General features: G+C 37.5%; 12 protein-coding genes. 8 read left to right on the top strand and 4 right to left on the bottom strand.

What is annotated here, in order from left to right; all coding sequences use genetic code 11:
* Window positions 1-65: 65 nt before the first annotated feature.
* Together pheA and JO178_RS03485 are read right to left on the bottom strand one after the other, a co-directional pair.
* The gene (pheA, locus tag JO178_RS03490; protein WP_291931676.1) at window positions 66-914 is read right to left on the bottom strand and encodes a prephenate dehydratase; all 849 of its coding nucleotides are present in this window, start codon (window positions 912-914) and stop codon (window positions 66-68) included.
* A 110-nt stretch (window positions 915-1,024) separates the two neighbouring features.
* Window positions 1,025-1,456 (bottom strand): thioesterase family protein, encoded by a 432-nt coding sequence (locus tag JO178_RS03485; protein WP_291931673.1) that lies wholly within the window; start codon window positions 1,454-1,456, stop codon window positions 1,025-1,027.
* Window positions 1,457-1,593: 137 nt separating this feature from the next.
* Here JO178_RS03485 and dnaA point away from each other — a divergent pair, with 137 nt between their 5' ends.
* From dnaA to JO178_RS03470, 3 genes are all read left to right on the top strand, one after another.
* Window positions 1,594-3,048 (top strand): chromosomal replication initiator protein DnaA, encoded by a 1,455-nt coding sequence (gene dnaA / locus JO178_RS03480; RefSeq protein ID WP_291931670.1) that lies wholly within the window; start codon window positions 1,594-1,596, stop codon window positions 3,046-3,048.
* A 112-nt stretch (window positions 3,049-3,160) separates the two neighbouring features.
* A complete protein-coding gene (locus JO178_RS03475) occupies window positions 3,161-3,616 on the top strand; it encodes a low molecular weight protein-tyrosine-phosphatase (RefSeq protein ID WP_291931667.1) in 456 nt (151 codons plus the stop codon).
* 29 nt (window positions 3,617-3,645) lie between these two features.
* Complete coding sequence (locus tag JO178_RS03470) at window positions 3,646-4,344, top strand: SAM-dependent methyltransferase (protein ID WP_291931664.1); 699 nt, start codon at window positions 3,646-3,648, stop codon at window positions 4,342-4,344.
* A gap of 265 nt (window positions 4,345-4,609) precedes the next feature.
* On the opposite strand, the gene JO178_RS03465 is transcribed toward JO178_RS03470, so the two are convergent.
* Window positions 4,610-5,464, bottom strand: coding sequence for a DUF4349 domain-containing protein (locus tag JO178_RS03465; RefSeq protein WP_291931661.1), 855 nt, complete (start codon window positions 5,462-5,464; stop codon window positions 4,610-4,612).
* A gap of 153 nt (window positions 5,465-5,617) precedes the next feature.
* Window positions 5,618-6,091, bottom strand: coding sequence for an Mpo1-like protein (locus JO178_RS03460; RefSeq protein ID WP_291931658.1), 474 nt, complete (start codon window positions 6,089-6,091; stop codon window positions 5,618-5,620).
* 74 nt (window positions 6,092-6,165) lie between these two features.
* Here JO178_RS03460 and JO178_RS03455 point away from each other — a divergent pair, with 74 nt between their 5' ends.
* From JO178_RS03455 to JO178_RS03435, 5 genes are all read left to right on the top strand, one after another.
* Window positions 6,166-7,011 (top strand): AraC family transcriptional regulator, encoded by an 846-nt coding sequence (locus tag JO178_RS03455; protein WP_291931656.1) that lies wholly within the window; start codon window positions 6,166-6,168, stop codon window positions 7,009-7,011.
* 89 nt (window positions 7,012-7,100) lie between these two features.
* Window positions 7,101-8,411 carry a TolC family protein gene (locus tag JO178_RS03450; RefSeq protein ID WP_291931653.1) on the top strand — a complete coding sequence of 437 codons (1,311 nt, stop codon included), beginning with the start codon at window positions 7,101-7,103 and terminating at the stop codon, window positions 8,409-8,411.
* A gap of 24 nt (window positions 8,412-8,435) precedes the next feature.
* Entirely contained in the window at window positions 8,436-9,554 is a 1,119-nt protein-coding gene (locus JO178_RS03445) for an HlyD family secretion protein (protein ID WP_291931650.1), read from the top strand.
* A gap of 109 nt (window positions 9,555-9,663) precedes the next feature.
* The gene (locus JO178_RS03440; protein WP_291931648.1) at window positions 9,664-11,256 is read left to right on the top strand and encodes an MFS transporter; all 1,593 of its coding nucleotides are present in this window, start codon (window positions 9,664-9,666) and stop codon (window positions 11,254-11,256) included.
* 250 nt (window positions 11,257-11,506) lie between these two features.
* A complete protein-coding gene (locus JO178_RS03435; RefSeq protein ID WP_291931645.1) occupies window positions 11,507-13,717 on the top strand; it encodes a TonB-dependent receptor in 2,211 nt (736 codons plus the stop codon).
* Window positions 13,718-13,733: the final 16 nt, after the last annotated feature.

Below are 13,733 nucleotides of genomic sequence, written 5' to 3'. Positions count from 1 at the left end.
TTTAAATAAAAAAAACACTGCCGTAATGGCAGTGTTAAATTATTTTAATATTATGATGTCAAATTCTAGCTTTCTAGTAAGAATTCCTTATAATTTCCTAAAAAATCTACTTCCGCATGAATGGACTGAAGCTCCTTTAACGCGTTTCCATGCAGGGTTTCCTGCCATTCGCCTACTACGTTGATAAAGAAAAAATAATTTCCTAATCCCGTCTTTAATGTTCTGGATTCAATTTTACTGAGATTCATCTTTCTCCACGCAAAAACTGACAAAACCTGATGTAAACCACCCGGATGATCTTCCGGAAGAGTGATCAGCATACCGGATTTTTCACCCAGAAGCTCAAGATGATCATTATTGTATGGCGTTTGTTGTTTCGATATAATAATAAACCGGGTATGGTTTTGCTCAAAATCCTGAATATTACGGTTGATGATTTTTAATCCGTACAGGTTCGCTGCAAACTGATTGGCTACGGCTGCAATGGTAAGGTCTTTATTTTCCGAAACAAATTTTGCGGCTGCCGCTGTAGAAGAAAAATCCTGTTTAATGATTTTCTTATAATGGGTGTCCAAAAAATGGAAACTTTGCGCCAGTGCCTGCGGGTGCGAGTATATTTTTTCTATATCCTCTATCGTGTTTTCCGGGTGGATCATCAGATGGTGGGCAATGGGCATTACTGCTTCCGCCTCTATTTTGATGGACGGGGTCTTATATAAATAATCCAACGTCATGGAAACGGTACCTTCAATAGAATTTTCTAAAGGTACAACCGCTTTCGCCACCTCTCCGTTTTCCACTGCACTGAAGCAGTCTAAAATACTTGCCTGGGGTAAAAGCTCTTCTTTCGGGAAAAGCTGTGCCGCGGCAAGCTGTGTAAAACTGGCGTGAGGTCCTAAAAATGCAATCTTCATAAATAGTAATATAAGGTGTTGTTTTAGAATTGAACTGCAAAGTTGCAAATTAATTCAGAAAAACAGGGGATAGATAGCTGTTTTTTAACAATGGGTAAAAAAGGAAACTTTTATGGGGTATCTGCATGATCCTTCTCTGTCCAGTTGGCTTCTATAAGCTTCATTAATGGTTCTGGACATTTAATTATTTTATTTGTTCCGGCATCCAGAAAGAAAAGGGTAGTGGAGGCTTCTGTGATCTTAACCTGTTCTTCATTGTAAATTTCATATTCGAATTCAATTTTTACTCCCGGAATTTTTTTTATAAACGTGTGGATTTCTAATTTTTGATCATATAAAGCCGGTCGGAGATATTTGATTTTATATTCCGAAACAGGTAACCAAATTCCTTGATTTTCAATTTCATCATATGACATTCCTATGCTTCTGAAGAGTTCAACTCTTCCTACTTCAAAGTATTCCGCATAGTTGCCATAGTATACATATTTCATAGGGTCTGTTTCTCCGTAACGTACTCGTATTGAGTGAGTTGTGTGTATCATTTTTAACTGTAAATTATACATACAAATATATTTTTAAATAATCAATACCTGCAATATTTTTTTTTAAAAAGAAAAAATTGGACCTTTGTCATCCTTCTAAAAAACAATACTAACAAACAACTAATCGGGGCCCAAATATGGACGAAAATTTAATGATGATATGGCAGAGGTGTCTTCAGTTCATGCGTGATAATTTAAACGCAGCTGAGGATGATTCTGATTTGAAAAAGCTTGAAAAATCTTTCGATCTGTTATTTGATAAAGTACAGCCCCTTTCACTTGTTGATAACAACCTTACTTTAATTGTGCCAAGTGACTTCTATAAAGAATATATAGAAGATAATTATTTGTCACTTCTTTCTGCTGCTCTTAAAAAGAACATCGGAAAAGGAGTTAAATTATGGTATTCGGTAATGGAAAACAGACCCAGCGGTCTTGAAAAGCCTGTTACAATGAATATGAAGGGAAAGAGTGTTCCCACTCCGAAAGTTCAGGAAACAATGCCTCAGGGTTTTTCTTCAAACATCGTTAATCCATTTGTTGTTCCGGGAATTAAAAAAGTTAATATTGATTCAAATCTGAAGGCCGATTTTTCTTTCGATAATTATGTAGAAGGGGAAAGTAATAAATTTGCTGCTACAGTAGCGAGATCTATTGCAAAAAGACCGGGTGCTACAGCCTTTAACCCGTTATTCTTATACGGAGGATACGGAGTTGGAAAAACGCACTTAGGGCAGGCCGTTGGTTTAGAGGTAAAGAGCCAGTTTCCTGATAAAGTGGTCCTTTATTTATCATCAGAAAAATTTATCCAGCAGTTTATTTCTGCGGCTAAAGCGCATAAGCAGACAGAATTTGCCAACTTCTATCAAATGGTAGATGTATTGATTATTGATGATATTCAGTTCTTATCCGGAAAATCAGCAACCCAGGACAGTTTCTTCCATATTTTTGATCACCTGCATCAAAACGGAAAACAGATTATCCTTACTTCCGATAAAGCACCGGCAGATATCATGGATATTCAGGACAGAATTGTTTCCCGTTTCAAATGGGGACTTTCTGCAGAAATCAAATCTCCGGATTTAACAACCCGTAAAAGAATTATTGAGAATAAATTAAGCAGAGACGGAATTGTACTTCCGGATGATATGCTTGAGTTCCTTGCTTCAGAAGCTAAAACAAATGTTAGGGAGCTTATCGGTATCATCAACTCTGTGATTGCATATTCTACGATTTATAAAACAGATCTGAGCTTAGAATTATTAAAAGAAACGATCAACAGAATTGCAGCCAACCAGAAGAAGGTAATCAATATTCCTTATATTCAGGATGTAGTATGTGATTATTTCGGAATTAAAAAAGAACAGCTCCTGTCCAAAACAAGAAAAAGAGAAATTGCCCTTCCGAGACAGCTGGCGATGTATTTCTCAAAAGAATTCACTAATTCTACATTCAGTAAAATCGGTGAAGAAATGGGAGGAAAAGATCATTCAACTGTAATGTATGCTTGTGATACCATTAAAGACGTATCAAAGATTGATAAAGAGGTGAAGAAGTATGTAAAAGACCTTACAGAAAGAATTAAACAGTAAAAAATAATAGTTTAGTTGAAATAATGAAAATGAAGAATATTTTTTATTCTTCATTTTTTATTTAGTTTTGTTAAGACAAAAAGTTTTATAATTAATTTTCAAAAGAAATACGATGAAAGTACTGATGGTCTGTCTGGGTAATATATGCAGAAGTCCTTTGGCAGAAGGGATTATGAAAAAAAAAGTACCTGAAAATTTTTTAGTGGACTCGGCGGGTACTATTTCCATGCATGAAGGAGAGCATCCTGATAAAAGAGCGATCAAAACAGCTGCGAATCATGGTATTGATATTTCAAGACAAAGATCAAGGCCTATAACAAGAGCCGATTTTAAAACTTTTGATAAAATCTACTGTATGGATATTGATGTATTTGAAGATGTGGTTTCTAAAGCTGCAAATGAAGAAGAGCGCCGGAAAATATCTTTATTTCTGGAATCTGCCGGTAATCATAAAGATACAGAAGTTCCCGATCCGTACTGGGGCGATATGAAAGACTTTGAAGATGTCTTTCAGTTGTTAGACAAGGGTTGTGATGCTATCGCAGCTCATGTAAGAATTTCGCAATAATTTATATTTTAATTTATAATTCAAATCTCATGCTTTTTTTACTTCCTGCTTATTTATCGGAAAATACTCCTGTGACTCATTTCTCTCCCGTTTTGAAAGACTATATCATGCAAACGGATTATTTCTTCGTAGAAAATGAAAAAACGGCGAGAAAGGTCATTAAATTCTTTGCTCCGGAAAAAAAACAGGCTGATCTGAAATTGTTTTTACTGGATAAATATACAGAAAACGCTGACATTAAAGAGGCACAGGAACTGATGATGAAAGGTCAGGATTTTTGTCTGCTTTCGGAGGCCGGGCTACCCTGTATTGCTGATCCCGGAAATCTTATTGTCAAATGGTGTCATGAAAAAAATATCAGAGTGATTCCTGTTTCAGGGCCTTCATCGATTATTTTAGCGCTGATTTCCAGTGGATTCAACGGGCAGGAATTTACTTTTCATGGCTATCTTCCTATCGATAAAGGTGAAAAGAAAAAACAGGTGATGCACCTGGAAAGCCTGGTTCAGAAAACAGGCTATTCACAGATTTTCATGGAAACACCTTACAGAAATAATCAGCTTTTTGAAGATCTAACTAAATTTTTATCTCCCAATACAAAGCTTTGTATTGCTGCCAATATCAATGATCAGGAGCATGAATTCATTAAAACAAAAACCATAAAAGACTGGCAGAAACAAAAGCCGGAACTTCATAAAATTCCCGCAGTGTTTGTTTTGGGGAAATAGTTTTTCTCTACCCGGTTAAATTTTAAAACAATATTTTAAAATTTATCTTTTTACCGGGTAATATTTAACAGCTCTTAACATCTGTTTTGCATTGTTCTTGTCTTTTATGAGAGGTAACTTAAAGGCATATAAAGATGAAACATTTTTAGAGTTTAAAGTTATTTTAATGATTAAATTGTGATAATACAATAAGAATCCGGACATTAATCAATGTCCGGATTTTTATATATAATTATTTGAAGTACAATTTAGCTGTTTTGAATACTTATTTTTTTTTTCGGGATTTCCATTTTCTCCAAAGAAACACAATAATTGGAATCAATAAAAAGAATGGCCAAAGAGAAATCAGCCCAAGGAAAAAGCTGACAAAGCTGTTCCATCCTTCAGTAAGGGAATCTCCAAACCGGTTTCCAAAACCTATTCTGGAGGTAGCGGAACTCCTTATTTTTTCTTTATATAAACCCAGTTCCAGAGTACTGTAGTGTACCCTGTCATCAATAAAACGCAATCTGCCTTCGGCCACGTCAATTTCATCCTCCAGATTCCGGATGTTTTCCTGAATTTCAAGAATATCTTTTGTAGTCGTGGCACTTTTTAGCATGTCACGGTATTTTTCAAGATACACTTTCTTATTGGCCAGTTTTATAGAAACATCCGTATATTCTTCGGTGACATCATTAGTGGTGATATTTTTGGAAAGAACAGAGCCGATTCCATCGGAAAATGAATGGATAAGCGGATCAAAATTCTGATGAGGAACTCTGATGACCAGATCAAGGTTTTCATTCATATCAGTATTTTGAAATCCTTCCTTCTGGATGTAGGCATTATTCTTTTTCAGAATATCATTGATTTGGTTCTGGGCTTTTTTGATATCCCCGACCTGGATTCTCATCTCTCCGTTTTTGATGATTTTTCTGGAGATTGTATCTGCTGATTTTAAATTTCCGGTAACGATTACTGTAGAATTCTTCTGAATTTCCTCCATTGGCGGCGGTGGCGGTGGTGCTTTGTCTTCAGAAATGATTTCTGCCAGATCAGCATTTACCGATAGCTTTTTCTCGGGGTTACTGCAGTTAATCAAGATAAGGCTGGAAAATATTAATAATAAATGTCTCATGAATAGTTTTTATGAAATATTACGCTATCAAAAACTGTGCTTAAATGCTTTACCTACAAAATATTCTCATATGCTATAAGAAATAAGATGCCTCCATCCGAACAAAGGTTGGATCAACTATGGCTGAAACAAAATTGAAATACTTGCAAAAGACTAATACCGGATTCCTGATTTTTTAAGAATAAAGCTCAGTAACCATATGGGACCAACCAGTAAAAACTGCAGGTCTTTAAGGAAGGATGGCTTTTTGCCTTCTATTTTATGGCCTATAAACTGAAAAATCCATGTGATTGCAAAAACCATGAGATAAATAATCCACGATTGTTTTCCGAAATGAATATTGGTAAGGTAGATAGAATGTTCCATCATCAGCATTGTGAAAATCATAATGATACTGATTCGTAATGAAAGCCTTACATAGAAAATAGTGATGAGAATCACAGCAATACTACTTACAATGCTGATGCATCCAAAATAGGAGATGCAGAAATGCGGTGCAGGAATAAAAGAGATAAACCCCAGAATTGTCCAGAAAATCAGAGGCACACAAATCCAGTGGATGAATTTGTTGGTTGCGTTTCTGTGGCTTTTACTGTATTCCGCAAATAATAAATCAACCTTTCTCATATTGATAATGAATTTGACAGATGCTAAAATAATAAAATTTTGTAATCACTGGTAAGATTGCTTACATTTGTCTCATGTCTGCCTTAGAAAAGTTCGGAGTTGATATTTTTACGGAACGCAATATTTTCGAAAGAATAGCTGTTGATAAGCCATTCCGTCCTGATAATCCGGCATTTATCTTTATTAAATCAGGAACCATAAAACTCCGCCAGCATTTCAGTGATCTCGAAGTTTCTGCTAATATGTTTATGGTAACAGACCCCCAGACAATTTACGAAGTGGTATCGGTGAGTGAAGACTTTCAGTCCAGAATGGTTTCTTATAAAAGAGAATTTATTTCTGCATTATCTTTAAAATTTAACCGGCTGATTACCTATCGTTATTTCAGGCAACAGATGAACAAAGGCGTTCCGTTTCCTGAGGATGAAATGGAAGTGGTCTGGAAAAGCGTTAATTTTCTGAAATATATTCTGGATTCTGAGACCGAAATGTTGTACAAAAAAGAAATGGTAGAGCATCTTTTTTCTGTTTTCTGTTATCAGATGGCAGGGATTATTTCCAAAGAAGATAATAATTCGATGAATCAGATGTCCAGACAGGAGGAAATTGTTTTCGTTTTTCTTACAGACCTTGCAGAGCATCACCTTACGGAAAGATCCGTGGAGTTCTACGCAGAGCGGCAATCCATTACAACCAGACATCTTTCATCGGTCGTAAAATCTATTACCGGAAAAGCAGCCAGCCAGATCATTGCTCTGATCGTTATTAACGAGGCAAAAGTACTCCTTAATTCTTCCAATAAACCTGTTTCGGAAATTTCATCGATTCTTGGATTCAGTGATCAGTACTCATTTTCTCACTTTTTTAAAAAACATATCGAACTAAGTCCTACCCAATACAGACATCAGTTTGAAAATTAAAATCTTACATTTGAACATCTTTTTCCCAGAATCAAACATTTGATTGATTTTGTTGTTGCCCTAACTTTGCATCTGTAAAACAAGGTAAAATGACAAAGAAAATAAAAACAGCACTATCTCTTCTGATAGCAGCTTTTCCTGCGCTGTTTTTTTCACAACAAATGAAACAGATGACTGCAGGTGAGGTTGCCGAAATGGCAGTCCGAAATCATCAGCAGTTGAAAGTTTCTGCTCAGAATATTGATATTGCCAAACAGAATACCAATGTTGTAAAACTTCAGAAACTTCCCACTATTACAGCTTCTACAAGCCAGTTCTATTTGGGAGACGCCGTAGCGATTGATAAAGATTTTTCAAATTCTACAACCATCCCGATGCCGCATTACGGAAGTTCTTATGCAGTACAGGCCACACAGCTGATTTTCAAAGGAGGACTGGTCAATAAGTCTATTGAAATGGCAGGACTTCGTGAGCAGATTTCCGAACTGGATCTTGAAAAAAATAAACAGGATGTGAAATTTTTGGTGATTTCGAATTATCTGGATGTTTATAAAATCCTGAACCAGGAAGATGTATTCCGGAATAATAAAAAACTGGCTCAGGAACGCCTTAAAAATATTCAGAAGTTTTATCAGCAGGGAATGGTAACCCGGAATGAGGTAATCCGTGGTGAACTGGCGATTAAAAACCTGGATCAGGGAATTCTGACGCTTTCCAACAATAAAAAAATCCTTAATTATAATTTAAATATTGCCTTGGGCTTATCGTCTGATACGGAAATCATCCCTACTGAAAGTCTGGACAATAAAGCCGCGGGAATCGGAATGGATTATTATCTGGATCTTGCTCATGAAAGCAATCCTATGCTGAAGTCTGCCAATAAAAATATAGCTATAGCGGATAAGAATATTGAAATTATTAGAACAGATAATATGCCTACTGTAGCCGGATTTGGAGGATATACACTGCAAAGACCGATTACGACCAGAAATCCTGTTCTCGATATGTATTCCGGAGGATGGCAGACCGGTGTTTCTCTTAGTTATAATATAGATAATCTGTACAGAACGAAAGAAAAAATAAAATTAGGTGAACTGCAGAAGAATCAGGCCAGTGATGCCAGAACTTTAACCGAGCAGAATATCGATATGGGAGTGAATGCTGCCTATACCAAATATCAGGAAGCAATTCAGCAGGCAGATATTCTTAATGATTCCAAAAGACTGGCCGAAGAAAACTATAAGATTACAGAAGCCAAATATCTGAATCAACTGGCAGTACAGGCTGAAATGATTGATGCACAAAATCAGAAACTGCAGTCGGAGCTTGATTATGCGAATGCTGAGATCAATGTTTTGTATCAATATTATAACCTTTTGAAATCTACAGGAACACTTTAATTTTTAAAACTGAAAATCAACACAATGGAAAACAAGGAACAAACTACTCAAAATACAACCCAAACTCCGGCAAGACCAGGCGGAGAGGGCAAGAAAAAACAGAACAGAAAAAATAAGATCAGAGCCATCATTTCCAATATCATCGTTTTTCTGGTGATAGGATTCGGACTATTCTGGCTGATCCGTGAATATTTCCATATCGGAAATAAAACATATACAGAAGCTGCTCAGGTAGAGGAGTTCATTAACCCTATCAATACAAGGGTTTCTGCTTATATTAAAGATATCAAATTTATAGAGCACCAGAAAGTAAAGAAAGGAGATACGTTGGTGATTTTGGATAACCGTGAAATCATTACTCAGTTGGGACAGGCTGAAGCAGCGTATCAGAACGCAATGGCCCAAAAAACGGCGACAAGTTCTTCTGTGAATACAGTTTCCAATAATGTGAGCGTAATGGAGTCTAATATTGCCGGAGCGAAAGCCCGACTTTGGAATGCTGAACAGAACCTGAACCGATACAAGAACCTCCTGACTGCGGAAGCGGTAACAAGACAGCAATATGACCAGGTGAAAACAGAATATGATGCCCAGAAAGCAGCCTATGAAACTTTAGTGAATCAAAAGCAGTCTGCTCATCTCTCCACGACGGAGGTAAAAAGCAAATTAGGAATCAATGATGCTGAAATTAAAAGAACAAAGTCTGCTCTGGATATGGCAAGAATCAATCTTTCTTATACGGTAATTACAGCTCCTTATGACGGGATAATGGGAAGAAGAACAATTTCCGAAGGGCAACTGATCCAGCCGGGACAACAGGTCGCCACGATTGTATTGAACGGACAGAAATGGGTAACCGCCAACTTCCTGGAAAGCCAGATGCCGAATATCAAAATTGGAGAAAAAATTTCCATGACAGCGGATGCTTTAGGAGGTAAACAATTCGAAGGTGTGGTCACTGCGGTTTCTGCGGCTACCGGATCAAGATATTCAAGCGTACCAACGGATAACTCTACCGGAAACTTCATTAAAGTACAGCAGAGAATACCAGTGAGAATAGAGTTTACAGCTTCCAATAAAAAAGAAGATCTTAATAAACTGAGTGCAGGAATGAACATGAACGTGAATATTAATAAAGACTAGAAGACACAGGATATCGGACTCCGGACATGATACGGTATGGAAAGCTGAGGCTGAAAATTGAAGATCTGCCGTCTGTTATCTGTTATCTGAAATCTAATGAGCTAAAAACATGTACAATAAAGGATTATATAACGACTGGGTGCCAAAACCCGTACAGCTTCTGCTGATTGTATTGCTGCTTGCCGTAGTAATGCCTCTCGGTGGAGTGTATACAGGAAATATAAGCTATTTGGTAAGCGGTACCGGTGCGCTGACAGAATATTTTATGTGGGCTAATTATGCAACCACTATTGGAATGGGGGCGTGTATGCCTGTCGTTCTCAGAATGAAGATGAGATTTAAGGTAAGAGATAAAATGGTAATGTTGCTGGTTCTTTTAGGCCTGTTGAGTTACATCAATGCCACTACTTTACAGCCCATGATCTTCGTTTTTACTTCTTTGCTGATCGGATTTATGAAAATGATGATCACTATAGAGCTTTTCCTGCCCCTGATGGTTATGATTGGAAACCGCGGTATGTTTTATGGCGCTTTCTATACATTCGTTCTTGTGATGAATCAGGTGGCTACTTATTATGCAGCAGAGTTTGCCCTGGTTTATAACTGGCAGCAGTTTTATCTGTTTACAGCTGTTTTATGCTTTATTTTAGCATTGATACACTGGATTTTTATGCACAATAAATATTTTGCGTTAAAAGTTCCTCTTCATTATATTGACTGGTTGAGTATTTTGCTTTTCATTTCAACGTTCATGTTTTCAGCATACGTTTATTCTTTTGGAAGACAACAGGACTGGTTCAATTCGAAGAATATCATGAATGCCAGTATTGCTGCTTTTGTAAGTTTTGCATTGCTTTCTATTCGCCAGCTGACATTAAAACGACCATATCTTTCGTTTAAAATTTTTAAAAAGAATAACGTACAGCATGGTTTGTTTATGCTTTTCTGGCTGGGAATGTTTCTTGGAACAGCCTCTATACAGAATACTTTTGCGGTGGGAGTTTTGGGTTATGATCAATTGACCAATACCAGACTGAGTTTACTCATGATTCCCGGAATTATTCTGGCCGGAATTCTTGCAATTTTCTGGTTTAAAAAAGAGAAACCCTTGAAGATGTATATTTTCTCAGGTTTTGCCGGTATGATGGGATATGCCATTATTATGTACTTTTCTATGGTACTGGAGTTCAATTATGACAACTGGTATCTGCCTATGTTTTTAAAAGGGTACGGAATGTGTTCCCTGTTCATCTCCGTATGGTTTTATACACTGGATAAGCTGGAAATGGATGAGATGCTGGCTGCCATCGGACTTGTATTGGTTTGGAGAACTTTCCTTGCAGTAGGAATTTTTTCAACACTGTACTCTTGGTTTCAGTACCGGTTTCAGGTGACAGCAATTGGAGATCTTGCCGTTTATATGGATGGAATGACCGTTACTCCTCAGAATGTAGCTGCCAATATGAAAACAATTCAGTTGAATGCCATTATTGTAGCGACCAAAAAAATATTCGGATATATTATTTTAGTTGGATTTGGAGTGATGATTTATATTGCTTCCCATCACTTTGGAGCCAAACGTTTTCAATATTTCAGATTTGTAAGAGTTCTTGGGGGGAAATCTGTCATTGCAAGAAGAAGACTTCGAGAAAGGAAAAAATTATTAGAAGAAATAAAAGATGCTGCAGGGCCTGCAGTATAAAAGATACCTTGTTTTTCACTAGTAAAATCCCGGATCTGATACAGACCGGGATTTTACGCTTTTGAGGAGAGTTGTATGTTCGGTTTTTAATGCAGGGTATCCATAGAAATAGGCTTTAGCTTACATTCATCTGAACTTTGATGGTCCGGTTCTTTTTTATTAAAACAGTGAAAAAATTCATTGATAGTTGTTTTTATTTAGAAAGAATAAAAATTATATTTGCAGTATTATAAAACTTCGAATAAAAAGAATGAAAAAGCAGTATGCATTTATAGGTCTGCTGGTTTCGGGATTATTTGCTTCCCAGACCGTTAAAGATTCTATAACCTCCAAAGGTATTGATGATGTTGTCATTGTGGCGTCCAGAAAGCCCACCAAAATTTCTGAAATTCCTGGTACGGTTTGGGTTGTACAGAAAGAAAAAATTCAGGAGCAGGCAAAAAGCGGGGTTCCTATTAAAGAAATGCTTTCTATTTTAATTCCGGGTATGGATGTCGGGCCTCAGGGCAGAACCAACTACGGGCAGAATATGAGAGGACGCTCTGCTTTAGTGATGATCGACGGAGTTTCTCTGAACAGCATCAGAGCCATCAGTCGTCAGCTGGACGCTATTGATCCTTTTAATATAGAAAGAATTGAAGTGCTTTCCGGAGCCAGTTCCATTTATGGCGGAAATGCAACCGGAGGAATCATTAATATTATTACAAAAACCCCTTCCAAAAAAGGAATCAGCGGGGAGACTGAACTGGGAGTACGTACGGGCTTTATGGGAAAAGATGACCATGATTTCCGTGCGGCACAGTCTATTGCGGGAAAAGGAGAGAAATTCTTTGGCAGGCTAGGCATTGCTTATCAGCAAAACGGCGGGGTATATGGTGCGGATCAGAAGCAGCTCTTTACCGATATTACCCAGACCGATCTTCAGTACAACCAGTCGGTTGATATCCTGGCAACAGGAGGCTATCAGTTTAATAATAAACATAAAATTACGGCATCTCTTCAATATTATAATTCTAAATTCAATGGAGACAGGAGTTTATTTTTAGGGGAAAATTTAAGTGCTTTCACTACAAAAAATGCTTCCTTGCTGGAAATGAGAGATGGCTTTTCTTCAGATAAAAACGTAGGAACGGAGCGCTATATGGGAACGGTAGCTTATACCGGAAATGGAATTCTGGGCGGACAGGACCTGTATGTACAGCTGGCGACCCGTGGCGAAAAATTAGGATTTTATCCTTTCCCGGGCAATGTAACTTTGCAGACCGGTAAAATTGCCTATATGTCATCTTCACAGCAGGATACATACTATTCAGGGATTAAGGCATTATTGTCAAAATCATGGCGGGGGCTGAATGTTACCTACGGAGCAGATATAGATTTTGAAAAATTTGAAGGAGCTCAGTCGGTTTATGATATTACCAAAACAATGGCAAGCGGCGGACTGGTGAATGAAACAAAGTACCGTCTGGGAAGATATCCTACGAATCATTCGCAGAGCTATGCAGGATATGTTCAGGCAAAATATAATATTCTTCCGAAGTTACAGCTTAATGCGGGAGTCCGTTATCAGAACATTAATGTTAAAATGGATGATTTTGTCGGTTCCGAACAGCAGACTCAGGTCGCTATGGGATACGGAAAGTCGGCGTCTGTAATTCCGGGAGGGAAGAGTTCTTATAATGTCTCTCTGTTTAATGGGGGATTATTGTATAAATTCAATGAACAGCATCAGGTTTGGGGAACATTCTCTCAAGGAGCCAGCTTGGCAGACCCGGCTAAATTTTACGGAATCGGAAGTTATAAGCTGATCGGAACAAACTGGGATGTCATATCAAGCCTGAATGTACAGGATCAGCCTTTACAGGCTGTCAAAACAAACCAGTTTGAAGTGGGATACCGTATCAATAAAGGCGGTTTAAGGGCTCAGATTGCAGGATTTTTGAGCAATTCAGACAAAACGGTTACGGTAGATAAAAAAACATTTCAGATTCTGGTCAATGATCTTAAGTTAAGAAATATGGGTATTGAAGCTGAGGTTTCTTATGCTTTCACCAACGGGGTATATTTCGGAGCAAGCGGACTTCTGATTAAATCGGAAGTTGGCAATAAAGGGGAATGGCAGAAACAGGAAATTTATAATGCCTCTCCTTCAAAGCTGGTAACGTATATCGGGTATCATATTCAGAACTGGTCGTTCAGATTCCAGTCTCTGCAGAATTTTAAGCAGAAGGATGAGCTTCAGAATGTTGTGGAAGGATACAATACTTCAGATCTTATGATTGCTTACAGGTTCCATTGGGGAAAATTTAATCTGGGAATCCAAAACCTGTTTAATACGGATTATCAGACTATATGGAGTAAGCGCTCTCAGGTTCTTTATTCTTCTTACGGTCTTCCTGAGTTGTTTAATTATAAAGGAAGGGGGAGAACATTTAATCTGTCTTATACATTTGAGTTTTAAAATAGATTGGGGCCAA

Source organism: Chryseobacterium sp., from assembly GCF_019236175.1.
Taxonomy (GTDB): domain Bacteria; phylum Bacteroidota; class Bacteroidia; order Flavobacteriales; family Weeksellaceae; genus Chryseobacterium.
The sequence above is the reverse complement of the archived record's forward strand: the minus strand, read 5'-3'. Positions and strand labels throughout refer to the sequence as shown.

Excerpts from the sequence above, each read along its gene's own strand:
- JO178_RS03470 (WP_291931664.1), top strand. The coding sequence starts at position 3,646 with ATGCTTTTTTTACTTCCTGCTTATTTATCGGAAAATACTCCTGTGACT.
- JO178_RS03475 (WP_291931667.1), top strand. The coding sequence starts at position 3,161 with ATGAAAGTACTGATGGTCTGTCTGGGTAATATATGCAGAAGTCCTTTG.
- JO178_RS03485 (WP_291931673.1), bottom strand. The coding sequence starts at position 1,456 with ATGATACACACAACTCACTCAATACGAGTACGTTACGGAGAAACAGAC.
- dnaA (WP_291931670.1), top strand. The coding sequence starts at position 1,594 with ATGGACGAAAATTTAATGATGATATGGCAGAGGTGTCTTCAGTTCATG.
- JO178_RS03465 (WP_291931661.1), bottom strand. The coding sequence starts at position 5,464 with ATGAGACATTTATTATTAATATTTTCCAGCCTTATCTTGATTAACTGC.
- JO178_RS03455 (WP_291931656.1), top strand. The coding sequence starts at position 6,166 with ATGTCTGCCTTAGAAAAGTTCGGAGTTGATATTTTTACGGAACGCAAT.
- pheA (WP_291931676.1), bottom strand. The coding sequence starts at position 914 with ATGAAGATTGCATTTTTAGGACCTCACGCCAGTTTTACACAGCTTGCC.
- JO178_RS03435 (WP_291931645.1), top strand. The coding sequence starts at position 11,507 with ATGAAAAAGCAGTATGCATTTATAGGTCTGCTGGTTTCGGGATTATTT.
- JO178_RS03445 (WP_291931650.1), top strand. The coding sequence starts at position 8,436 with ATGGAAAACAAGGAACAAACTACTCAAAATACAACCCAAACTCCGGCA.
- JO178_RS03460 (WP_291931658.1), bottom strand. The coding sequence starts at position 6,091 with ATGAGAAAGGTTGATTTATTATTTGCGGAATACAGTAAAAGCCACAGA.
- JO178_RS03450 (WP_291931653.1), top strand. The coding sequence starts at position 7,101 with ATGACAAAGAAAATAAAAACAGCACTATCTCTTCTGATAGCAGCTTTT.
- JO178_RS03440 (WP_291931648.1), top strand. The coding sequence starts at position 9,664 with ATGTACAATAAAGGATTATATAACGACTGGGTGCCAAAACCCGTACAG.